This window comes from Pantoea sp. ACRSB, from assembly GCF_022346905.1.
Taxonomy (GTDB): Bacteria; Pseudomonadota; Gammaproteobacteria; order Enterobacterales; family Enterobacteriaceae; genus Pantoea; species Pantoea piersonii.
The window spans coordinates 296247-317970 of sequence record NZ_JAKRNL010000003.1; the positions used below are offsets into that span (position 1 = coordinate 296247).

General features: G+C 57.6%; 21 protein-coding genes and 2 tRNA genes. 5 read left to right on the forward strand and 18 right to left on the reverse strand.

Annotation, left to right across the window (positions count from 1 at the left end; genetic code table 11):
- Nucleotides 1-11 precede the first annotated feature (11 nt).
- On the forward strand, nucleotides 12-299 hold the full coding sequence (locus MHZ89_RS12205; protein ID WP_311783207.1) for a GIY-YIG nuclease family protein: 288 nt from the start codon (nucleotides 12-14) through the stop codon (nucleotides 297-299).
- Here MHZ89_RS12205 and MHZ89_RS12210 read toward each other — a convergent pair.
- On the reverse strand, nucleotides 283-789 hold the full coding sequence (locus MHZ89_RS12210) for an N-acetyltransferase (protein ID WP_311783208.1): 507 nt from the start codon (nucleotides 787-789) through the stop codon (nucleotides 283-285). The genes MHZ89_RS12205 and MHZ89_RS12210 overlap by 17 nt on opposite strands.
- Nucleotides 783-1307, reverse strand: a complete 525-nt coding sequence (locus MHZ89_RS12215) for an SCP2 domain-containing protein (protein WP_311783209.1) — start codon at nucleotides 1305-1307, stop codon at nucleotides 783-785. Before MHZ89_RS12215 ends, MHZ89_RS12210 begins: the two co-directional genes overlap by 7 nt.
- A gap of 203 nt (nucleotides 1308-1510) precedes the next feature.
- On the opposite strand from MHZ89_RS12215, the gene MHZ89_RS12220 reads away from it, so the two are divergent.
- From MHZ89_RS12220 to MHZ89_RS12230, 3 genes are all read left to right on the forward strand, one after another.
- The gene (locus MHZ89_RS12220) at nucleotides 1511-2506 is read left to right on the forward strand and encodes a peptidase U32 family protein (RefSeq protein WP_311783210.1); all 996 of its coding nucleotides are present in this window, start codon (nucleotides 1511-1513) and stop codon (nucleotides 2504-2506) included.
- Between the two features lie 10 nt (nucleotides 2507-2516).
- Nucleotides 2517-3398 carry a U32 family peptidase gene (locus MHZ89_RS12225; protein WP_311783211.1) on the forward strand — a complete coding sequence of 294 codons (882 nt, stop codon included), beginning with the start codon at nucleotides 2517-2519 and terminating at the stop codon, nucleotides 3396-3398.
- Nucleotides 3399-3514: 116 nt separating this feature from the next.
- Complete coding sequence (locus MHZ89_RS12230) at nucleotides 3515-4525, forward strand: luciferase-like monooxygenase (protein ID WP_311783212.1); 1011 nt, start codon at nucleotides 3515-3517, stop codon at nucleotides 4523-4525.
- Nucleotides 4526-4542: 17 nt separating this feature from the next.
- Here the strand turns inward: MHZ89_RS12230 and MHZ89_RS12235 are convergent, their stop codons facing one another.
- Nucleotides 4543-5445, reverse strand: coding sequence for an AraC family transcriptional regulator (locus MHZ89_RS12235; protein WP_311783213.1), 903 nt, complete (start codon nucleotides 5443-5445; stop codon nucleotides 4543-4545).
- Between the two features lie 180 nt (nucleotides 5446-5625).
- On the opposite strand from MHZ89_RS12235, the gene MHZ89_RS12240 reads away from it, so the two are divergent.
- A complete protein-coding gene (locus MHZ89_RS12240) occupies nucleotides 5626-6372 on the forward strand; it encodes a glucose 1-dehydrogenase (protein WP_311783214.1) in 747 nt (248 codons plus the stop codon).
- A gap of 87 nt (nucleotides 6373-6459) precedes the next feature.
- On the opposite strand, the gene MHZ89_RS12245 is transcribed toward MHZ89_RS12240, so the two are convergent.
- The 15 genes from MHZ89_RS12245 to folP all read right to left on the reverse strand — a co-directional run bounded on the left by MHZ89_RS12245 (nucleotide 6460) and on the right by folP (nucleotide 21693).
- Nucleotides 6460-8373, reverse strand: coding sequence for a DEAD/DEAH family ATP-dependent RNA helicase (locus MHZ89_RS12245; protein WP_311783215.1), 1914 nt, complete (start codon nucleotides 8371-8373; stop codon nucleotides 6460-6462).
- Between the two features lie 16 nt (nucleotides 8374-8389).
- On the reverse strand, nucleotides 8390-8446 hold the full coding sequence (gene yrbN, locus MHZ89_RS22700) for a protein YrbN (RefSeq protein WP_100229640.1): 57 nt from the start codon (nucleotides 8444-8446) through the stop codon (nucleotides 8390-8392).
- A gap of 105 nt (nucleotides 8447-8551) precedes the next feature.
- Nucleotides 8552-9436, reverse strand: coding sequence for a lipoprotein NlpI (gene nlpI, locus MHZ89_RS12250; RefSeq protein WP_033749316.1), 885 nt, complete (start codon nucleotides 9434-9436; stop codon nucleotides 8552-8554).
- 131 nt (nucleotides 9437-9567) lie between these two features.
- Nucleotides 9568-11703 carry a polyribonucleotide nucleotidyltransferase gene (gene pnp / locus MHZ89_RS12255; RefSeq protein WP_311783216.1) on the reverse strand — a complete coding sequence of 712 codons (2136 nt, stop codon included), beginning with the start codon at nucleotides 11701-11703 and terminating at the stop codon, nucleotides 9568-9570.
- Nucleotides 11704-12009: 306 nt separating this feature from the next.
- Entirely contained in the window at nucleotides 12010-12279 is a 270-nt protein-coding gene (gene rpsO, locus MHZ89_RS12260; RefSeq protein WP_010615981.1) for a 30S ribosomal protein S15, read from the reverse strand.
- 119 nt (nucleotides 12280-12398) lie between these two features.
- On the reverse strand, nucleotides 12399-13343 hold the full coding sequence (gene truB, locus MHZ89_RS12265) for a tRNA pseudouridine(55) synthase TruB (RefSeq protein WP_311783217.1): 945 nt from the start codon (nucleotides 13341-13343) through the stop codon (nucleotides 12399-12401).
- Complete coding sequence (gene rbfA / locus MHZ89_RS12270) at nucleotides 13343-13750, reverse strand: 30S ribosome-binding factor RbfA (RefSeq protein ID WP_120455418.1); 408 nt, start codon at nucleotides 13748-13750, stop codon at nucleotides 13343-13345. The genes truB and rbfA overlap by 1 nt, the downstream gene beginning before the upstream one ends.
- A 65-nt stretch (nucleotides 13751-13815) precedes the next feature.
- A complete protein-coding gene (infB, locus tag MHZ89_RS12275; protein ID WP_120455416.1) occupies nucleotides 13816-16503 on the reverse strand; it encodes a translation initiation factor IF-2 in 2688 nt (895 codons plus the stop codon).
- A 17-nt stretch (nucleotides 16504-16520) separates the two neighbouring features.
- Complete coding sequence (nusA, locus tag MHZ89_RS12280; RefSeq protein WP_081136885.1) at nucleotides 16521-18008, reverse strand: transcription termination factor NusA; 1488 nt, start codon at nucleotides 18006-18008, stop codon at nucleotides 16521-16523.
- Between the two features lie 24 nt (nucleotides 18009-18032).
- Nucleotides 18033-18485, reverse strand: coding sequence for a ribosome maturation factor RimP (gene rimP / locus MHZ89_RS12285; RefSeq protein ID WP_147402108.1), 453 nt, complete (start codon nucleotides 18483-18485; stop codon nucleotides 18033-18035).
- Nucleotides 18486-18694: 209 nt separating this feature from the next.
- A tRNA-Met gene (locus MHZ89_RS12290) sits at nucleotides 18695-18771 on the reverse strand.
- A gap of 59 nt (nucleotides 18772-18830) precedes the next feature.
- Nucleotides 18831-18917, reverse strand: a tRNA-Leu gene (locus tag MHZ89_RS12295).
- Between the two features lie 48 nt (nucleotides 18918-18965).
- Nucleotides 18966-19301: a preprotein translocase subunit SecG gene (gene secG, locus MHZ89_RS12300; protein WP_311783218.1), complete on the reverse strand. Its 336-nt coding sequence runs from the start codon at nucleotides 19299-19301 to the stop codon at nucleotides 18966-18968.
- 216 nt (nucleotides 19302-19517) lie between these two features.
- Nucleotides 19518-20852 carry a phosphoglucosamine mutase gene (gene glmM / locus MHZ89_RS12305; protein WP_311783219.1) on the reverse strand — a complete coding sequence of 445 codons (1335 nt, stop codon included), beginning with the start codon at nucleotides 20850-20852 and terminating at the stop codon, nucleotides 19518-19520.
- A 7-nt stretch (nucleotides 20853-20859) separates the two neighbouring features.
- Entirely contained in the window at nucleotides 20860-21693 is an 834-nt protein-coding gene (folP, locus tag MHZ89_RS12310) for a dihydropteroate synthase (protein WP_311783220.1), read from the reverse strand.
- Nucleotides 21694-21724: the final 31 nt, after the last annotated feature.

Below are 21724 nucleotides of genomic sequence, written 5' to 3' on the forward strand. Positions count from 1 at the left end.
GGATTCAGATTATGAATAAGGCGTGGCAGCTCTATATCGTCCAGACCGCGGCGGGCGTGCTCTACACCGGCATTACCACCGATGTGACGCGGCGCGTAGAGCAGCATGAAAGCGGACGCGGCGCGCGCGCGCTGCGCGGCAAAGGCCCGCTGGCGCTGGTCTATCGCTGCGACGCTGGCGACCGCGCCGCGGCGTCGCGGCTGGAATACCAGGTCAAACAGCTCAGCCGCCAGCAAAAGCTGCGGCTGGTGGCGCAACAGCCCGGCTGCCTCGCCAGCTGGCTTACGCAAGCCGGTTAAACGGCTCGGCAAAATCGATCTGACCTTCCGCGCCAACAAAAGCGTCATCGGCCAGTCGGTAGACCTGGAACGCCGCTTCGGCGCCCGGCCAGCGGCACTGCAGCCCGTGACGCGCCGCAGGTTCAAAGCCAAAGCGGTTGTAATAGGCGGGATCGCCTACCACCACCACCGCGCTGTAGCCGAACTCATTCAGCGTATCCAGCCCGGCGTAGATCAGCTGCTCGCCGATTTTCTGCCCGCGCACGCTCTCATCTACCGCCAGCGGCGCCAGGCCGACCCAGTTGCGGTCTTCGCCCTGCAAGGTCACCGGACTGAACGCGGCGTAGCCCAGCACCTGGCCTTCGTCGTCTGTCGCCACCACGCCCAGCGTCAATAATCCATCTTCCCGCAGCTGTTGAACCAGTTCCGCTTCCGCTTCGGTCTTGAAGCTGCGCCGTAACAAGCTGTCGATGCTTGCCGCATCCAACCCTATTTCTGTGCGAATTAACATACACTCTCCGCGCGCGCCTGTGCGGCCTTCGCGTCCTGTTTCATTCCCGCCTCAACAAACGCAGCCAGCTGCTGCAGTCCCGTGCGCAACGCCGTGGGCATGGCCTCAAGTTCCAGAGCATCCATCAGGTTTTTCACCTCCAGTCCCAGCTCCGTGTCGCCTTCGATCAGCAGACGACGTTGGAAAAACAACATATCCGGATCCGCTTTACGAGCGGCAACCAGCAGCAGATCGTTAGCATTGCCGCGAAACCAGACGTCCGCTTCTGCATGCTGTAAGACCTTTAGCTGGCCCTCTTCAATGGTGGTAATCCAGCGCAAACCCACATCCGCGATCTCAATACCCAGATGACGCGCCTGCAGAAAGTCTAACTCACCTTCCGCTAAAGCATGGCGAAATTGCCAGTTTAAGAGTTGTTGCAGAAAGGCCTTTTTTAACGGGAACGGTGTCAGAAAAATCGGTAAGGCGAGGAATCCTGGGCCTTTTTTCACTAACTCAGCACGTAACTGCTCGAACACGGGCGTCTCTCCCTTCAGAAAATTTCAGGTATATTGCCACATCCGCCGCCGCACGCCGCAGTCGAGATCAATAATTTCGCCGCTCCTTTAGGCGAATTTTCCGCTATCCCTCTTATCAACTGGCGATTCACTGCCTCAAATCAACATTTAGCGCCAGCCGTTTGCCTAGACTCGACGCCTTATCCTGTCGACGAGGGATCACTATGGAACTGCTGTGCCCGGCCGGTAATTTGCCCGCCGTACGTTCAGCGGTGGAGAATGGCGCCGATGCGGTGTATGTCGGACTGAAAGACGACACCAACGCGCGCCACTTCGCCGGGCTGAACTTCACCGATAAGAAGCTGGCGGAAGCGGCCCGCTATCTGCACCAGCATCGCCGTAAGTTACATGTCGCTATCAACACCTTCGCCCACCCTGACGGTATGGGCCGCTGGCGACGCGCCATCGACGTGGCGGCGCAGAACGGCGCGGACGCGCTGATCCTTGCCGATATCGCCACGCTGGAGTACGCCGCGCAGCGCTACCCTGAGATTGAGCGCCATCTGTCGGTGCAGGCTTCCGCCACCAATCTGGAAGCGGTGCGCTTTTACCATCGCCACTTCGCGCTCAGCCGCGTAGTGCTGCCGCGCGTGCTGTCGCTGCATCAGGTCAGGCAGCTGGCGCGCGAAACGCCGGTGCCGCTCGAGGTGTTCGCCTTTGGCAGCCTCTGCATTATGGCGGAAGGCCGCTGCTATCTCTCCTCCTGGCTGACCGGCGAGTCGCCCAACAGCGCGGGCGCCTGTTCGCCCGCGAAGTTTGTGCGCTGGCAGCAAACCCCCAAGGGTATGGAGTCCCGCCTGAATGACGTGCTGATCGACCGCTACGCGCCGGATGAGAGCGCAGGCTATCCCACGCTGTGTAAAGGACGCTATCAGGTGGACGGCCAGCGATATCACGTACTGGAAGAGCCCACCAGCCTTAACACCCTGACGCTGCTGCCGGATCTGCTGCGCGCTGGCGTCGCCTCGGTGAAGATTGAGGGACGTCAGCGCAGTCCCGCCTATGTGGCGCAGGTGGCGCGCGTATGGCGTCAGGCGATCGATCGCTGTAAGAGCGCGCCGGAAAACTTTGCGGTCAGCGACGCCTGGTCAGCAGCGCTGGATGAGCTTTCCGAAGGCTCGCAGACCACGCTTGGCGCTTACCACCGTGAATGGCAATAAGGAGAACAGGATGCAATACGCAATCGGTCCGGTGTTGTGGTACTGGCCGACAGAGCAGCTGGCGAGCTTTTATCAGCAGGCGGCGAACAGCAGCGCGGATATCGTCTATCTCGGCGAAGCGGTGTGCAGCAAACGGCGCGCAACCTCTTACCAGCGCTGGATGGAGCTGGCGCGCGAGCTGGCGGCCAGCGGCAAACAGGTGGTGCTGAGCACGCTGGCGCTGCTGCAGTCGCCTTCAGAGCTGAAAGAGCTGAAGCGCTACGTCGACAACGGCGAATTTCTGATTGAGGCGAACGACATCGGAACGGTGAATATGGCGGCCGAACGCAAACTGCCGTTTGTCGCCGGGCCTACGCTCAACGTCTATAACGTCGAGACCCTGCATCTGCTGGTAAAAGAGGGAATGACGCGCTGGTGTATGCCGGTGGAGATGTCGCGCGACTGGCTGCTGCAGCTGCTGCAGCAGAGCGAGGAGCGCGGTATTCGCGGCCAGTTTGAAGTAGAGGTGCTGGGCTATGGCTATCTGCCGCTGGCGCTGTCGGCGCGCTGCTTTACCGCCCGCGCCGAACATCGTGCCAAAGATGACTGCCAGACCTGCTGCATCAACTACCCTAACGGGCGACGCGTCCACTCACAGGAAGGGCAGCAGGTGTTTGTGCTGAACGGCATTCAGACCATGAGCGGCTACTGCTACAACCTCGGCAATGACTTAACCGGCATGCGCGGCTGGGTCGATATTCTGCGGCTGTCGCCGCAAAACAGCGCGACCCTGGACGAGATCGCCCGCTTCCGCGCCAACGAAGAGGGGCAGTCGCCGCTGATGATGGCGCAGGGTAACGATTGCAACGGCTACTGGCGTAAAGTCGCCGGCATGACGCTGATCTCCTCCTGAAAGGCACATACAGGCTAGTCGCCTGCCGTTGTTAGCAGTTTTAATATGGGCATTATTACGTAATACTGGTTGGTGCAGGTTAATCATCACCTGCGCCATACCCAACTGGAGTGCCCATGTCTGAGAAAAAACCCCTTCGTCTTTCTGTGCTGGATCTGGCACCGATTCCTCAGGGCTCAACCCCGCGCGATGCCTTTCACACATCGCTGGCGCTGGCGCGTCAGGCGGAAGCGTTGGGCTACGAGCGTTACTGGCTGGCCGAGCACCATAATATGACCGGCATCGCCAGCGCGGCGACATCGGTATTGATCGGCTATCTGGCGGCCAACACTACTACCCTGCATCTGGGATCGGGCGGCATTATGTTGCCTAACCATGCGCCGCTGGTGATCGCCGAGCAGTTCGGCACCCTGGCGTCTCTTTATCCCGGCCGTATCGATTTAGGTCTGGGCCGCGCGCCGGGTTCCGATCAGCGCACCATGATGGCGCTGCGCCGTCACCTCTCCAGCATCCATGCGGATACCTTCCCGGACGATGTGCAGGAGCTGATTAACTGGTTTGACGCCGACGAAGATGCGCAGCCGCCCGTTCAGCCGGTGCCCGGACTGGGCATGAAAATTCCGGTCTGGCTGCTTGGCTCCAGCCTCTACAGCGCCCAGCTGGCGGCGCAGCTCGGCCTGCCGTTCGCCTTTGCGTCACATTTTGCGCCCGATCTGCTGTTCCAGGCACTGCACCTGTATCGTGAAAAATTCCAGCCCTCGGCGCGTCTGGACAAGCCTTACGCGATGGTCTGCATCAACGTTGTCGCCGCTGACAGCGAGCGCGACGCACGCTTCCTTTTTACCTCGCAGCAGCAGCAGTTTATCAACCTGCGCCGCGGCAAGCCCGGCCCGCTGCCTGCGCCGGTGGAGAACATGGACAACCTGTGGTCACCGTCGGAACAGTATGGCGTGCAGCAGGCGCTGAGCATGTCGCTGGTCGGCGATACCGACAAGGTGCGCCATGGCCTTGCCGCGCTGATGCGCGAAACCCAGGCTGACGAGATCATGGTCAACGGTCAGATCTTTGATACCGAGGCGCGCCTGCGCTCCTTCGCTATTGCGATGGAAGCGGCCCGCTCGCTCTAGCGTGCGCGCGGTGGGCGCTACGCTTCAGGCCCCACCGCCAGCTGGCGAACGTCGCGTGCGGGAGACTGGCCGTAAAAACGGCTGTACTCACGGCTGAACTGCGACGCGCTCTGATACCCTACGCGATAACCCGCCGTTCCCGCATCCAGTTTATCCATCATCATCAGGCGGCGCGCTTCGTTAAGGCGAAGCTGCTTCTGATACTGCATCGGCGTCATTGCGGTTACCGCTTTGAAATGATGATGCAGCGAAGAGGGGCTCATGCCGACGCTGCTGGCGAGTCGTTCGATTTTCAGCGGCTGGTGAAAATTCTCACGCAGCCAGCGCGCCGCGCGCGCCACCTTGTTGCCGGGCCGCTCCGCCAGCGCCATATTGAGGATGCGGCCACCTTCCGGCCCGGTCAGCAGACGATAAAAGATCTCCTGTTCAATAAGCGGCGCCAGCGCGGCGATATCTTGCGGCTGATCCAGCAGGCGAATCAGACGGATCACCGCATCGACCAGCAGCGGCGAGACTTTGTGCGCGGCGATGCCGCGTTCGGTGCGCGCTTCCGCCAGCGATGAGGCCAGTGGAAAGCTGTCAAGATAGCGCATCAGGCGCGACTCGTTGATAGCGATGCCAATGCCGAGATTCGGCTTATCCGGCGTCGCGACGGTTACGCAGGAGCGCACCGGCATATCCATCGTTACCAGCAGCAGATCGCCAGGTCCGTAGTGAATCACCTCTTCCCCCATACGCAGCGCTTTTCCACCCTGTGCCACCAGCGCAAAGCTGGCCCACTGAGCATGGGAAGTTGGTTCGGTCGGTCTTGAGCTGCGGCCAAAAAAGAGAAAATCAATTGCGCTGTCGTGACGGCCATCTTCGACCGCATGACGGGCAATAAGCTGTGCCAGATGCTGTAGCTGCGCCGGTTCCGCCATATCCTCTCCTCTTTCTTCACGCGTGGGTTGTCGAGAATATGTTACCTGAACCATTCACAGACGCAGCCGTCTCTCCGCCAGATTTGCAGGATCGTGCAAGAGACTTGCAGGATTGCGCTACCGCCCGATCGGCGCAAAAGCGCATATTTTGCAAACGCGATATTCAGGTGGAGAGACAAGATGAAAGCACTTGATGGAAAAATTGCGCTGGTGACGGGCGCCTCGAAAGGCATCGGCGCAGCAATCGCCATGGCTTTTGCCGCGGCTGGCGCGCGCGTTGTCGTGAACTATCGTCAGGATGAGGTGGGCGCGGCCGATGTGGTCAGCGACATTCGCGCGCTGGGCAGCGAGGGGCTGGCGGTGCAGGCGGATATTTCCCGCCAGGCAGATGTCGAGCGTCTGTTCGAAACCGCAGAGGCGCACTTCGGCACGCCCGATATTGTGGTCAATAACGCTGGCCAGTTTCATCACGGCGAGTTTAGCGCCCTGAGCCTGCTGGAGATGCAGCAGCAGCTCAACGTAAATCTGATGGGCACGCTGCTGGTCTGTCAGCAGGCGGCGCGGCGCTTTCCAGCGCAGGGCGGCTGTATCATCAATCTGAGCGCGCTAAACAGCCAGCAGAGCACGCCGGGTTCAGTGCTCTGGGCAACGACAAAAGGCGCGATCGATACGCTGACGCAGGGGCTGGCGCGCGAGCTCGGCCCATGCAATATTCGCGTTAACGCGCTGGCGCCGGGCATCATTTTGACGGAAGGATTGCTGGCGGCGAAGAAGCTCAATCCACAGCTTAAAGCGCAGCTGCTGGCGGCGACGCCGCTCGGTCGTTTCGGGCTGCCGGAAGATGTGGCACAGGTGGCGCTGTTTCTCGCCTCTGAAGAAGCAGCCTACATTAGCGGCGAGCGCGTATTGATCGCTGGCGGCGCGTAAGGCAAAAAAAAGGCGCGTCACCATAACGCACCAGTAAAAAAGGGAAGCCCGGAGGCTTCCCTTTTTATTCATCAGCGAGGCTGATTATCAGAACTCACGACGACGCGGTGCTGCTGCTGCAGCGCCTTCTTCGCGACGTGGACCGCGACTGCCTTCACGGCTGAAGCTGCTGCGTCCGCCTTCACGACCGCCTTCGCGACGCTCGGAAGAGAAACGACGTCCGCCTTCACGACCACCCTCACGGTTGCCGCCACGACGCTCGCCGCCGAAGTCACGACCACCGCCACGACGTTCGCCGCGCGCATCGCTCTGCGGCTGCGCATCGCCCAGCAGCTGCATATTCATCGGCTTATTGAGAATACGCGTGCGGGTGAAGTGCTGCAGGATATCGCCCGGCATGCCTTTCGGCAGCTCGATAGTCGAGTGGGTGCCGAACAGCTTGATGTTGCCGATGTAGCGGCTGCTGATATCGCCTTCGTTAGCGATAGCGCCAACGATGTGACGAACTTCAACGCCGTCATCACGGCCAACTTCAATGCGGTACAGCTCCATTTCGCCAACGTCGCGACGTTCGCGACGCGGACGATCGCCGCCTTCGCGGTTGTCACGCGCTTCACGCGGGCTGCGGCGGTCGTCACGACGATCGTCACGATCGCGGAACTCACGACGCTGCGGACGCGGCGCATCCGGCTGCACGATCAGCGGACGTTCGCCCTGCGCCATTTTCAGCAGCGCAGCGGCCAGCGTTTCCATATCCAGATCGTCCTGCGGAGAAAGTTTCTCCAGCAGCGCGCGATACTGGTCCAGATCGCTGCTTTCCAGCTGCTGCTGTACGCGTCCGGCGAATTTCTCCAGACGACGGGTGCTCAGCAGTTCTGCGTTCGGCAGTTCCACTTCTGGAATAGTCAGCTTCATGGTGCGCTCAATGTTGCGCAGCAGACGACGCTCACGGTTCTCGACGAACAGAATCGCACGACCGGCGCGGCCCGCGCGGCCTGTACGACCGATACGGTGCACGTAAGACTCGGCATCCAGCGGGATGTCGTAGTTAACGACCAGGCTGATACGCTCAACGTCCAGACCACGCGCCGCAACGTCGGTTGCGATCAGAATATCGAGACGGCCATCTTTCAGACGTTCCAGCGTCTGCTCGCGCAGCGCCTGGTTCATGTCGCCGTTCAGCGCCGCACTGTTGTAACCGTTGCGCTCCAGCGCTTCGGCCACTTCCAGCGTTGCGTTTTTAGTACGCACGAAGATAATAGCGGCATCGAAATCTTCCGCTTCCAGGAAACGCACCAGCGCGTCGGTTTTACGACCGTACGCCGTCCAGTAAGACTGGCTGATGTCCGGACGCGTCGTAACGCTGGACTGAATGCGTACTTCCTGCGGATCTTTCATGAAACGCTTAGTGATGCGACGGATCGCTTCCGGCATGGTCGCTGAGAACAGCGCGGTCTGATGACCTTCCGGGATCTGCGCCATAATGGTTTCAACGTCTTCGATGAAGCCCATACGCAGCATTTCATCAGCTTCGTCCAGCACCAGGCCACGCAGGCTGGAGAGATCCAGCGTGCCGCGTTTCAGGTGGTCGAGCAGACGACCCGGGGTGCCCACCACGATTTGCGGGCCCTGACGCAGCGCGCGCAGCTGCACGTCATAACGCTGGCCGCCGTAAAGAGCCACGACGTTGACGCCACGCATATGTTTAGAGAATTCGGTCATCGCTTCTGCAACCTGCACCGCCAGCTCGCGAGTCGGCGCCAGCACCAGGATCTGCGGTGCGCGAAGAGAAGGATCAATGTTGTTTAACAGCGGCAGCGAGAACGCTGCAGTTTTACCACTGCCGGTCTGCGCCATGCCCAGTACATCACGGCCCGCCAGCAGGTGAGGAATACACTCAGCCTGGATCGGAGAAGGCTTAACATAGCCCATGCCGTTCAGTGATTCGAGGATGTCGGCGTTCAGGCCCAGGTCAGCAAAAGTGGTTTGAATATCAGTCATGTAGTACACGTGCCTCTTAGATTGCGGCGGCCAGTCTACATAACTCGTCGTGAAAATTTTCAGTCATTTTCATCAAAAAGTGTGAACCGGCTCAAATTAGAAGTTTCGACGAACAGAAAAGCCCTCATCCCGGAAGATGATGACTTAACGGGTAATTCAGGCAATAAAAGTTCGTCAGCTATTGCTGGTCAGATTCTGATAAATCGTCTTGTGTCTGGCCGAGTTGCGCCAGTTCCAACAATGCGTATCGGTGTTCAACAAAGTTATTGACGTTGTTGGCCACCGCCAGTTTGAACAGCGCTTTCGCGTTGTCCTTCTCCCCCAGACTTAGGTAGTGCTTACCTAAATAGAAGTTGGTTTCACTGAGATGTTCAGCGAGCGAGGTGTTATCCGTTGCGTCTGCCTTGAGACGTTCCATCAGCGTGCTTTCACTGATGTCGCCAAGGTAGAATTCGACAATGTTCCATCCCCATTGATCACGGGCCGCTTTGTCGTAACGCTGCTGCAGCGCAACTTTCGCCTTGTCAGCGTCCATCTCACGTTCGTCGAGATAGAGCCACAGGCTGCGGAAAGGATCGTTGGGATCGTCTTGATAAAACGCCAGCAGATCATCTTGCGCTAACTTGTATCGACCGCCGTAATAGAGGGCGATACCACGGTTTAAATGCGCATAATTGTAAGTTGGATCAAGCTCAAGTACAGAATCAAACGCTTCATAGGCAGCATCAAAATTGCCTGCCTGCGTTAAATATATGCCGAGATAGTTAAACACTTCCGGCATATCTGGTCTTATAGACAGCGCTTGCGAGAAATCGTTCCGCGCCAGTGCTCTCAGACCGAGACTATCATACAACACTCCGCGCTCATATAACAGCTGTGCGCGTTCATCATCGGTAAGGGCGCGACTGGCAAGAATTTGTTCCATGCGCGCCAGAATCACTTCCTGCTGCAGTGTGGGTTGTAGAGGTACTGCAAGAACTTCGTTCTTACGCCAATTGGAGTTGCTGCATCCTGCCAGCGTGATAGCTGTCGCAACAAAACACCAGCGCAAAAAAGGCTTCATTTCCCACTCCCGAATACAAACATTAGGATAACGCTCCTGTCATCCGCCTGCTGTGCACAAGGATTCCCGCCCTCGCGATGACACAAACGCCTCTCCCATCCACAATGGGATAAGGAGAGGCAAACAGGGAATTACTCTGCGTCTGGCGTGCTGGTCACGGCAGCTTCTTCGCCCTGAGGCTTAGACTCTGTCGCTTCTTTGATGCTCAGACGAACGCGGCCCTGACGGTCCACTTCCAGTACCTTAACCGGCACTTCCTGGCCCATCTGCAGGTAGTCAGTCACTTTCTCTACGCGCTTGTCCGCGATCTGAGAAATGTGTACCAGACCTTCCTTGCCGCCGCCGATAGCGACGAAGGCACCGAAGTCAACGATACGGGTGACTTTACCGCTGTAGATACGGCCCACTTCGATCTCGGCGGTGATCTCTTCGATGCGACGAATCGCCTCTTTCGCCTTCAGACCGTCGGTTGCCGCGATTTTCACGGTGCCGTCGTCTTCGATTTCGATGGTGGTGCCGGTCTCTTCGGTCAGCGCGCGGATAACGGAACCGCCTTTACCAATCACATCTTTGATCTTGTCTGAATTGATCTTGATGGTGTAAATGCGCGGCGCGAACTCAGAGATTTCCTGACGCGGCGTGCTGATCGCCTGCTCCATCACGCCCAGGATGTGCAGACGCGCACCTTTGGCCTGATTCAGCGCAACCTGCATGATTTCGCGGGTGATGCCTTCGATTTTAATGTCCATCTGCAGCGCGGTGATGCCTTCACGGCTACCGGCTACTTTGAAGTCCATGTCACCCAGGTGATCTTCGTCGCCGAGGATATCGGAGAGGACCACGAACTTCTCATCTTCTTTTACCAGGCCCATCGCGATGCCCGCAACGGCCGCTTTAATCGGCACGCCGGCATCCATCAGCGCCAGAGAAGCACCGCACACGGAAGCCATAGAAGAAGAACCGTTTGATTCGGTGATTTCAGAAACCACGCGAACGGTGTACGGGAACTCTTCCTGCTTCGGCATCACTGCCAGCACGCCACGCTTCGCCAGACGGCCGTGACCGATTTCACGACGCTTCGGCGAGCCGACCATACCGGTTTCGCCTACCGAGTAAGGAGGGAAGTTGTAGTGGAACAGGAAGCTGTCGGTACGTTCGCCCATCAGCTCATCCAGGTTCTGCGCGTCGCGCGCGGTACCCAGCGTCGCGGCAACCAGCGCCTGCGTTTCGCCACGGGTGAACAGCGCCGAGCCGTGAGTACGCGGCAGCACGCCGGTGCGCACGTCCAGACCACGGATCATATCTTTTTCACGGCCGTCGATACGCGGTTCGCCGTTCAGGATACGGGTACGCACCACGTTCTTTTCCAGGCTGTGAACGATGTCGCCGATTTCAGCGTCGTCCAGCGTTTCATCTTCGGCCAGCAGCGCAGCGATGGTTTCGTCTTTGATGACGCCAACCTGTGCGTAACGCTCTTGCTTGTCGGTGATGCGGTAAGCGTCGCTGATGCGCGCTTCAGCCAGCGCGGCAACGCGTGCGATCAGCGCGTTGTTAGCCGGCTCAGGCTGCCAGTCCCAGCGCGGTTTGCCCGCTTCTGCAACCAGAGAATTGATGTTTTCGATCACAACCTGCTGCTGCTCGTGGCCAAAGACCACTGCGCCCAGCATCTGATCTTCGGTCAGGATGTCCGCTTCGGACTCTACCATCAGTACCGCATTCTGCGTACCGGCAACCACCAGATCCAGACGAGACTGTTTGATTTCGTCAGCGGTCGGGTTCAGCACATACTGGTCGTTGATGTAACCGACGCGCGCGGCGCCGATCGGGCCGTTGAACGGAATGCCTGACAGCGACAGCGCAGCAGAGGCGCCGATCATTGCAACGATGTCCGGGTTAACCTGCGGGTTAACGGAGACTACGGTTGCGATAACCTGAACTTCGTTCACGAAGCCTTCCGGGAACAGCGGACGAACCGGGCGGTCAATCAGACGCGCAATCAGGGTTTCGCCTTCGCTTGGACGACCTTCGCGACGGAAGAAGCTGCCCGGGATACGGCCAGCGGCGTAGGTACGCTCCTGGTAGTTCACGGTCAGCGGGAAGAAGTCCTGACCTGCTTTCGCTTTTTTCTGGCCGACAACAGTAACGAATACGGCGGTGTCGTCCATGCTGGCCATAACGGCTGCGGTGGCCTGGCGCGCCATCATGCCGGTTTCCAGCGTGACGGTATGCTGACCATATTGGAATTTACGTACGATCGGGTTCAGCAAAATGAATTCCTTAACTTCGGGGCAACGCCTTTCTGGCGAGCCATGGATTACCGATCTTCAGCTGCATCCTCGCGACTAATGACAACCTTTAACCGAATCTGCGGTAAAGCCTCTCATTAGCCGCGCGAACCTCTGCAAACGAAGATCACTCACTGCAACAATACATGAGTTTGGTACGGATTGCTGCGCATTGCTCGAAAAAAGGGGCCGTAAAGGCCCCCTTTTCGCGAAACTCGCACGAATCTGATCGCAAGACGCGTTTTTTGCAAAGTCTCTGCACTACATCTTTGATCAGATTCTTCAGACTTAGCGACGCAGACCCAGGCTTTCGATCAGGCTGGTGTAGCGAGCAACGTCTTTACGCTTCAGATAGTCCAGCAGCTTACGACGCTGAGATACCATGCGCAGCAGACCGCGACGGCTGTGGTGGTCTTTTTTGTGCTCAGAGAAGTGACCCTGCAGGTGGTTAATCTGAGCAGTCAGCAGAGCAACCTGAACTTCAGTTGAACCGCTGTCGTTAGCGCCACGACCGTATTTGGCAACGATCTCTGCTTTAGCTTCTACGCTTAGAGACATAATAAACTCCAGTAATAAATGAATGTATGGGTGCCGATCTCTAATTCAGCTACCCGCTTTAAAGCCGCGCTATTCTACTCTTCGCCCGATAGCAACGCAAATGCGGCGTTGAGCAATGATTACGCGGGGTACTCCACCACCAGACGACGCGGCGCCACGCGCCCGTCATCGGCGATTTCCGCCATCCCGATAAACTTATGCGCATCCCCTTCGGTGACGCGCACCAGTCCCTGCTGCGGTGCATCCGCCGCCTGAACCGGCATGCCCTGTTTGAAAAAGGCAGCAACGGCAGAGGGCAAATTCACCAGAGGAAACGCTTCCGCCGGGCTATCCATTGGCAGCAAAAGCGCGTCGAGCGGCGCGTAATCGGGCGTTTCCGCCGCGTTTACCGTCGCCGCTACGGCCTGCAGTTGTTCCAGCGTCATCATCTTTTCGATTGGGTAGCGCGCCACCTGCAAACGACGCAGCATAATGACATGCGCGCCGCAGCCGAGCTTCTCGCCCAGATCGTCAATAATGGTGCGGATATAGGTGCCTTTGGAAACGTGAATCTCCAGCTCCAGCTCATCGCCTTCCCAGCGGATAAACTGCAGTTCGAATACGGTAATCGGACGCGCTTCGCGCGGCACAGTGACGCCTTCGCGCGCGTACTCATACAGTTTCCGGCCCTGATACTTCAGCGCCGAAAACATGGTCGGCACCTGCATCGTCTCGCCGCGGAAGCTCTCCAGCGCCGCGTCGAGTTCGCTCTGGCTAAAGGTCACCGGACGGGTTTCGACGATATTGCCGTCAGCGTCGGAGGTATCGGTACGTTCGCCGAGGCGCGCGATCACGCGATAACGCTTATCCGAGTCGAGCAGATACTGTGAGAACTTGGTGGCTTCGCCGAGGCAAATCGGCAGCATGCCGGTCGCCAGCGGATCGAGCGCGCCAGTATGGCCCGCTTTGTTGGCGTTAAACAGGCGCTTAACTTTTTGCAGCACATCGTTGGACGACGCGCCCTGCTGCTTATCGAGCAGAAACACGCCGTGGACGTCGCGACCGCGACGACGAGGACGACTCATCAGTCCTCCTTGTCATCTTCCGTCGGGTTCTCACCGCGACGCTCGACATCGTTCCTGATAACGTTAGAGACCAGGTTCGACATGCGCATACCTTCAATCAGCGAGTTGTCGTAGAAGAAGGTCAGCTCCGGCACAATGCGCAGACGCATCGCCTTGCCGAGCAGAATACGGATATAGCCAGACGCCTCTTTCAGCGCCTTCAGGCCGTTTTTCACCGCATCCTCGTCTTTATCGTTGAGGAAGGTGACAAATACTTTGGCATAAGCGAGATCGCGTGAAACTTCCACGCCGGATACCGTCACCATCATGCCGAGACGCGGATCTTTAATCTCGCGCTGCAGAATGATTGCGATCTCTTTTTGCAGCTCCTGCGACACGCGCTGTGGGCGGCCAAATTCTTTCGCCATAATCAACTCTCCAAAATAATTCGGGAGGCCAGCGGCCTCCCAAATTGCAACACATCGTCCAGTGCTTAGTCGATGGTGCGCTTAACTTCAATCACTTCGAACACTTCGATCATGTCGCCAACGCGAACGTCGTTGTAGTTCTTCACGCCGATACCACACTCCATGCCGTTACGCACTTCGTTGACGTCATCTTTGAAGCGACGCAGAGATTCCAGCTCGCCTTCATAGATAACCACGTTGTCGCGCAGTACGCGGATCGGATTGTGACGCTTGATGTTGCCTTCGGTGACCATACAGCCAGCGATCGCGCCGAATTTCGGTGACTTGAACACGTCACGAACTTCAGCCAGACCGATAATCTGCTGTTTGAACTCCGGTGCCAGCATACCGCTCATCGCTGCTTTCACTTCGTCGATCAGATTATAGATGACGGAGTAGTAACGCAGGTCAACGTTTTCAGCATCAATGACGCGACGCGCAGAGGCATCGGCACGCACGTTGAAGCCGAGAATGATAGCGTTGGATGCCGCAGCCAGGGTTGCGTCGGTTTCGGTGATACCGCCCACGCCAGAACCGATAATCTTCACCTTCACTTCGTCGGTGGAGAGTTTCAGCAGCGAGTCGGAGATCGCTTCCACAGAACCCTGGACGTCGGACTTCAGCACGATGTTCAGCTCGGAAACTTCGCCTTCGGTCATGTTGGCGAACATGTTTTCCAGCTTCGCCTTCTGCTGACGTGCCAGTTTGACTTCGCGGAACTTGCCCTGACGATACAGCGCCACTTCACGCGCTTTCTTCTCGTCACGTACAACGGTCGCTTCATCGCCCGCTGCCGGCACGCCGGAGAGACCGAGGATTTCCACCGGAATGGACGGACCCGCTTCCAGCACTTCGCGACCCAGTTCGTCACGCATCGCACGCACACGGCCATATTCGAAGCCGCACAGCACGATGTCGCCTTTGTTCAGGGTACCTTCGCGCACCAGAACGGTTGCTACCGGACCGCGACCTTTATCCAGGAAGGATTCGATCACGACGCCGCTCGCCATACCTTCACGGATAGCGGTCAACTCCAGCACTTCCGCCTGCAGCAGAATCGCGTTCAGCAGGTCGTCGATGCCGGTACCCGCTTTCGCAGAGACGTTGACGAACATGTTTTCGCCGCCCCACTCTTCCGGGATGATGCCGTACTGCGTCAGCTCGTTCTTCACGCGATCCGGATCGGCTTCTGGCTTATCGATTTTGTTGACGGCAACCACCACCGGCACACCCGCCGCTTTCGCGTGCTGGATCGCTTCGATGGTCTGTGGCATCACGCCGTCGTCAGCCGCTACCACAAGGATAACGATATCGGTCGCCTGCGCACCACGTGCACGCATCGCGGTAAACGCGGCGTGGCCCGGGGTGTCCAGGAAGGTGATCATGCCGTTGTCGGTTTCAACGTGGTAAGCACCGATGTGCTGGGTAATGCCGCCCGCTTCGCCAGAGGCGACTTTGGTCGAACGGATGTAGTCCAGCAGTGAGGTTTTACCGTGGTCGACGTGACCCATGATGGTGACGACCGGCGCGCGCGATTCCTGCGCAGCATCGGTATCGCGATCGCTCATTACCGCTTCTTCCAGCTCGTTCTCGCGGCGCAGGATCACTTTATGACCCATCTCTTCCGCTACCAGCTGAGCTGTTTCCTGATCGATCACCTGGTTGATGGTCGCCATCGCGCCCATCTTCATCATCGCTTTGATGACCTGGGAACCTTTCACCGCCATTTTGTTAGCCAGTTCGGCTACGGTGATGGTTTCGCCGATGATAACGTCGCGGTTAACAACCTGAGCAGGTTTGTTGAAGCCTTGCTGCAGCATGCTTGGCTTGCGGTGTTTGCCGCCTTTGCCGCCGCGAATCGCCGCGCGCGCTTCTTCGCGATCGGTTTTGGCTTCGGAATGCTTGTTGCCTTTTTTCGCCGGACGCGCCGCTTTAGCGGTAGTGCGCGCACGTGCGCGGCCCGCTTCTACCTGACGGTCGTTTTCGTCTTCAGCCTGACGGGCATGAGTTGAGGTAGTGACGTGATAGTCGCCTTTATCCTCTTCCTCAGGTTTTTCCCATTCAGCCGATTTCTCTTCAGCCAGGCGGCGCGCTTCTTCAGCAACGCGGCGTGCGTCCTCTTCCAGCTTACGGCGCGCTTCTTCTTCCGCTTTACGCTTCAGTTCAGCCGCTTCCGCTTCGCGACGGGCTTTGTCGGACTGCGCAGCCTTGGTCATATCGTCGGTTTGATGATTCGTCACTTTTTCTTTTTCCGCTGCTTCACGCTTCGCCTTTTCAGCGGCTTCGCGCTTGGCTTTCTCTTCGGCTTCACGTTGCGCTTTTTCTTCAGCTTCGCGACGGGCTTGTTCTTCAGCCTCGCGTTGCGCCTTTTCTTCCGCTTCACGCTGAGCCTGGGCTTCTGCTTCTGCCTGTTCAGCTTCCGCATCACCTTTTACGTAGGTGCGCTTTTTGCGGACTTCGATTTGCACCGATTTACTTTTACCCCCGGTGCCTGGGATATTCAAGGTACTGCGTGTCTTACGCTGCAATGTTAACTTGCTTGAGCCGGTCTGACCATGCTCGCGATTGAGGTGAGACAATAAAGTTTCTTTCTCTTGCTGCGTGACCGCGTCGTTCTCCGACTTGCGGATCCCTGCGTCAGCGAATTGCTGAACCAGGCGATCGACCGGGGTCTGAATCTCTGCGGCCAGCGATTTTACGGTTACATCTGTCATGCTGTTCCTTCCTGTTATTACGCGTCATCGCCGAACCAGCAGATATTTCGCGCGGCCATAATCAGCGCGCCGGCTTGCTCATCATTCAGCCCTTCAATATCCGTCAGATCGTCGACACCTTGCTCGGCGAGATCTTCCAGCGTGCAAACGCCTTTCGCCGCCAGGCGGTACGCCAGCGTACGATCCAGGCCGTCGAGATTCAGAAGATCCTCAGCGGGCTCCTGATTACCACGGCTCTCTTCTTTCGCCAGCGCCAGGGTGGTTAACGCATTTTTGGCTCGTTCACGCAGGGCTTCTACGGTCTCTTCGTCCAGACCATCAACGTCCAGCAGCTCGTTGATCGGCACGTATGCCAGCTCTTCCAGCGAAGAGAAGCCCTCTTCCACCAGTACGGTGGCGAACTCTTCGTCGATGTCGAGATGTTTAGTAAACATATCAATAGCAGCATGCGCTTCGGCCTGGTGTTTCGCCTGCAGATCATCGACGGTCATCACGTTCAGCTCCCAGCCGCTCAGCTGGGAAGCCAGACGCACGTTTTGGCCGTTACGGCCGATCGCCTGAGCCAGATTCCCGGCTTCAACAGCGATATCCATGGTGTGGTTATCTTCATCAACCACGATTGACGCCACGTCGGCCGGCGCCATGGCGTTAATAACAAACTGCGCCGGGTTATCGTCCCACAGCACGATATCGATACGCTCACCGCCCAGCTCGCTTGATACGGCCTGTACGCGCGCGCCGCGCATACCGACGCAGGCGCCAACCGGATCGATACGTTTGTCATTGGTTTTCACCGCAATTTTAGCGCGTGAGCCCGGATCGCGAGCCGCCGCTTTAATTTCGATGACTTCTTCGCCGATCTCTGGCACCTCAATGCGGAACAGTTCGATCAGCATTTCCGGTTTAGAACGGGTCACGAACAGCTGCGCACCGCGCGCTTCCGGACGTACGGCGTAGAGAACGCCGCGAATACGGTCGCCCGGACGGAAGTTTTCACGCGGCAGCATATCTTCGCGCAAAATCACCGCTTCGGCGTTGCTGCCGAGATCGAGAGTGATATTGTCGCGATTCACTTTTTTCACCACGCCGGTGATGATTTCGCCTTCGTGCTGGCGGAACTGATCGACCACCATCGCACGCTCAGCTTCGCGCACTTTCTGCACGATAACCTGCTTCGCGGTCTGGGTGGTGATGCGGTCAAAGGTGACCGATTCGATCTGATCTTCAACGTAATCGCCCAGATTGAACGCTTCATCCTCGAAGCGGGCTGCTTCCAGCGTGATCTCGCGCGTCGGCTGCGTGACTTCTTCTACGATTTCCCAACGGCGGAAGGTGTCAAAGTCGCCGCTTTTGCGATCGATGCTGACGCGAACGTCAATCTCTTGCTCATACTTCTTCTTGGTCGCAGTTGCCAGCGCGCTCTCCAGCGCTTCGAAGATTTTCTCACGCGGCAGGGCTTTTTCGTTAGAAACGGCTTCTACAACAGCTAAGATCTCTTTGTTCATCCTGGTTAGCCTCAATCCGGACTTTTAAAAGTGGGGGACCAGGTTCGCTTTCTGAATATTACTCAGCGCGAACACCTCATCTTTACCCTCAACGGTCACCGTCACCATCTCGCCTTCGACCGACTTGATGATGCCCTGCCATTTGCGACGGTTCTGTACCGCCATGCGCAGGACCAGACTGACTTCTTCGCCTGTAAACCGTACATAGTGTTCCGCGGTAAACATAGGGCGATCCAGTCCCGGTGAGGAGACTTCAAGGTTGTAAGCCACGGTGATGGGATCTTCCACATCCAGCACTGCGCTTACCTGGTGGCTGACATCCGCGCAATCATCGACATTGATGCCATCTTCACTATCAATATAGATGCGCAGGGTTGATGTGCGACCACGAACGAATTCAATACCGACCAGTTCATAGCCGAGCGCTTCTACCGGAGCCGATACCAACTCTGTCAATTTTTGCTCTAATGTGGACAAGCCCACCCCCAAGACATAAAAAAAGGGCTTAATAGCCCAGTGTTGCGATTTCCTGATAACAAAAAACCCCGAAAATTCGGGGCTTTTTGTGACTGGACCCTGTACGCCGCTAAGCGGCTCGGCACCGTCCAGAAGAATTTTTTTCAAAACTCGCTGCGATGCGCCCGTCGATGCACACAGTATATTTGAAAAAGAACTCTAAGGGAAAGTGGTTGCGGGGGCCGGATTTGAACCGACGACCTTCGGGTTATGAGCCCGACGAGCTACCAGGCTGCTCCACCCCGCGTCCGAAAACGTGACGAATGTTACGCCGATCTTGCGATTTTTGCAAGTAAAACTCAGATTTGGTACCGAGGACGGGACTTGAACCCGTAAGCCCAATCGGGCACTACCACCTCAAGGTAGCGTGTCTACCAATTCCACCACCTCGGCACTTTTCAGACCGCGACTTGAATCTGTCGCGTCGCAAGCATGACGAACTTATTTCGGGATATCGTTACCCGGCGTTGCCGGTTGTGCAGGCTGAGTCGATTGCGTTGACTGAGCCGGCGCTGACAGATTTTCCCACTCGCTTCCTTTTGAAGTCTTATTGATGTTCAGGTTACCCAGAACCAGGCTGATGATGAAGAACAGCGCCGCGAGAATGCCGGTAGTGCGAGTCATAAAGTTACCTGAACCCGTAGAACCGAACAGCGTTGCGGATGCGCCTGCACCGAATGAGGCTCCCATATCAGCGCCTTTACCTTGCTGCAGCATAATCAGACCCACAAGGGCGATGGCCACAATAAGGAAAATAACTAAAAGAGCTTCGTACATAATCAACCTGTTTCCTTGCGCGATAACCGCACAGTTAAGCTTCAGCCAGTATAGATGGGCCGTGTCGTCATCACCCATCAGAAGCGGGTGTGAATACTAACCAAAGGCGCATACCTCTGCAAGTGCAATTTTCTTTAACGCGACTGACTGCGGAAAAAAGCGCCATCATGATGATTTTAACGGCGGATCGGCGTAAAAACCGCCGCCGTTAGCCCCTTAAACCGCTTTCACCTGCTCGGCGATCCGGTGCGCCAGCTCGGTGACCTGTGCTTCATTCTCCCCTTCGACCATAACGCGGATCAGCGGCTCGGTGCCCGATTTACGCAGCAGCACGCGTCCACGTCCGCCCAGGGTCTTCTCAACTTCCGCCGTTACGCTTTTCACCGTTTCATTTTCCAGCGGGTCGTCGGAGCCGCTGAAGCGCACGTTGACCAGCACCTGCGGCAGCATTTTCATGCCGCTACACAGGTCGTGCAGGCTCATATGGTTGCGCACAATTGCAGTGAGCACTTGCAAACTTGCCACAATGCCGTCGCCGGTGGTGGTTTTATCCAGCAGGATAACGTGCCCGGAGTTCTCCGCGCCGAGACGCCAGTTTTTCTCCTGCATTTTCTCCAGCACGTAGCGGTCGCCCACTTTCGCCCGCGCAAAAGGAATACCAAGCTGCTTAAGCGCCAGCTCCAGGCCCATATTGCTCATCAGCGTGCCAACCACGCCCCCGCGCAGCTGGCCCTGACGCAGCCCCTCGCGCGCGATGATATAAAGGATCTGGTCGCCATCGACTTTTTCGCCCAGGTGGTCAACCATCATGATGCGGTCGCCGTCGCCGTCATAAGCCAGGCCGAGATCGGCCTTCTCCGCCAGCACGCGCTGTTGCAGCATACGCAGATCGGTCGCGCCGCACTCTTTGTTGATATTCATGCCGTCGGGCTGCGTGGCGATAGCGATTACGGTCGCACCCAGCTCGCGCAGCACGTTTGGCGCGATGTGATAGGTCGCGCCGTTAGCGCAGTCAACGACGATTTTCAGGCCGTTGAGGCTCAGCTCGCTGGGAAAAGTGCCCTTGCAGAATTCAATGTAACGGCCAGCGGCGTCCACGATACGGCTGGCGCGGCCCAGTTCGGCGGACTCCACGCAGGTCAGCGGCTTCTCCATCTCCAGCTCAATCGCCTCTTCGACTTCATCCGGCAGCTTAGTGCCCTCAGCAGAGAAGAATTTGATGCCGTTGTCGTCAAACGGGTTATGCGAGGCGGAGATAACGATGCCCGCTTCGGCGCGGAAGGTACGCGTCAGATAGGCAATCGCAGGTGTCGGCATCGGGCCGGTAAACGCGGCGGAGAGGCCTGCCGCCGCCAGACCCGCTTCCAGCGCCGACTCCAGCATATAGCCGGAAATGCGCGTGTCTTTGCCGATCAGCACCTTTCTTGAGCCGTGGCGCGCCAGTACTTTGCCCGCCGCCCAGCCCAGCTTCAGGACAAAATCAGGGGTGATTGGCGCTTCGCCAACCTTGCCGCGAATGCCATCTGTACCGAAATATTTACGATTACTCATGCCTTAATTATCCTTTTGCTCTCCGTGTCGCTTCGACAACGCGCATCGCCTCGACCGTCTCTTTAACATCATGTACGCGAATGATCTGCGCGCCCTGCATGGCGGCAATCACGGCGCAGGTCAGGCTGCCTGTCAGGCGCTGCGACGGCCCGACGTTCAGCAGCTGACCAATCATGGATTTACGCGACATACCCACCAGCAGCGGCAGCTCAAAACGGTGAAAATGGCTGAGGTGGGCCAGTAGCTCATAGTTGTGGCTGAGATTCTTACCGAAACCGAAGCCAGGGTCGAGCAGCAGATGTTCTTTTTTAATGCCCGCCGCCTGGCAGCGCGCAATTTGAGCCTCGAAGTAAGCGTCCACTTCGCTGACGACATCGTGATACTCAGGCGCCTGCTGCATGGTGCGCGGCTCGCCCTGCATATGCATCAGGCAAACCGGCAGGTCAGCCGCCGCAGCAGCTTCCAGCGCGCCAGGCTCTGACAGCGAACGGATATCATTGATGATGTGAGCGCCTGCTCGCGCCGCTTCACGGATGACCTCAGCTTTTGAGGTATCGACCGATATCCACACCTCAAAACGCTGCGCAATCGCCTCCACGACCGGGATCACGCGCGCCAGCTCCTCTTCGACGCTGACCTCATCCGCGCCTGGCCGGGTCGATTCGCCGCCAACGTCAATAATCGTTGCGCCTGCGTTAACCATTTCATTGGTGTGCGTCAGCGCCTCTACCATAGAGTTATGTTTTCCACCATCGGAGAAGGAGTCCGGCGTGACATTCAAAATACCCATCACATGGGGAAACGATAAATCGAGATGGGCATCACGGGCGTACAACTTCATAGGGGAAATCTCCTCTGATTACCTGATAACG

What these genes read in the sequence shown, in the direction of transcription:
- MHZ89_RS12220 (WP_311783210.1), top strand. Translation starts at nt 1,511, where the DNA reads ATGGAACTGCTGTGCCCGGCCGGTAATTTGCCCGCCGTACGTTCAGCG.
- MHZ89_RS12230 (WP_311783212.1), top strand. Translation starts at nt 3,515, where the DNA reads ATGTCTGAGAAAAAACCCCTTCGTCTTTCTGTGCTGGATCTGGCACCG.
- MHZ89_RS12240 (WP_311783214.1), top strand. Translation starts at nt 5,626, where the DNA reads ATGAAAGCACTTGATGGAAAAATTGCGCTGGTGACGGGCGCCTCGAAA.
- truB (WP_311783217.1), bottom strand. Translation starts at nt 13,343, where the DNA reads ATGAGTCGTCCTCGTCGTCGCGGTCGCGACGTCCACGGCGTGTTTCTG.
- folP (WP_311783220.1), bottom strand. Translation starts at nt 21,693, where the DNA reads ATGAAGTTGTACGCCCGTGATGCCCATCTCGATTTATCGTTTCCCCAT.
- nusA (WP_081136885.1), bottom strand. Translation starts at nt 18,008, where the DNA reads ATGAACAAAGAGATCTTAGCTGTTGTAGAAGCCGTTTCTAACGAAAAA.
- nlpI (WP_033749316.1), bottom strand. Translation starts at nt 9,436, where the DNA reads ATGAAGCCTTTTTTGCGCTGGTGTTTTGTTGCGACAGCTATCACGCTG.
- MHZ89_RS12205 (WP_311783207.1), top strand. Translation starts at nt 12, where the DNA reads ATGAATAAGGCGTGGCAGCTCTATATCGTCCAGACCGCGGCGGGCGTG.
- glmM (WP_311783219.1), bottom strand. Translation starts at nt 20,852, where the DNA reads ATGAGTAATCGTAAATATTTCGGTACAGATGGCATTCGCGGCAAGGTT.
- MHZ89_RS12245 (WP_311783215.1), bottom strand. Translation starts at nt 8,373, where the DNA reads ATGACTGATATTCAAACCACTTTTGCTGACCTGGGCCTGAACGCCGAC.
- rpsO (WP_010615981.1), bottom strand. Translation starts at nt 12,279, where the DNA reads ATGTCTCTAAGCGTAGAAGCTAAAGCAGAGATCGTTGCCAAATACGGT.
- rbfA (WP_120455418.1), bottom strand. Translation starts at nt 13,750, where the DNA reads ATGGCGAAAGAATTTGGCCGCCCACAGCGCGTGTCGCAGGAGCTGCAA.
- MHZ89_RS12225 (WP_311783211.1), top strand. Translation starts at nt 2,517, where the DNA reads ATGCAATACGCAATCGGTCCGGTGTTGTGGTACTGGCCGACAGAGCAG.
- secG (WP_311783218.1), bottom strand. Translation starts at nt 19,301, where the DNA reads ATGTACGAAGCTCTTTTAGTTATTTTCCTTATTGTGGCCATCGCCCTT.
- MHZ89_RS12235 (WP_311783213.1), bottom strand. Translation starts at nt 5,445, where the DNA reads ATGGCGGAACCGGCGCAGCTACAGCATCTGGCACAGCTTATTGCCCGT.
- MHZ89_RS12210 (WP_311783208.1), bottom strand. Translation starts at nt 789, where the DNA reads ATGTTAATTCGCACAGAAATAGGGTTGGATGCGGCAAGCATCGACAGC.
- infB (WP_120455416.1), bottom strand. Translation starts at nt 16,503, where the DNA reads ATGACAGATGTAACCGTAAAATCGCTGGCCGCAGAGATTCAGACCCCG.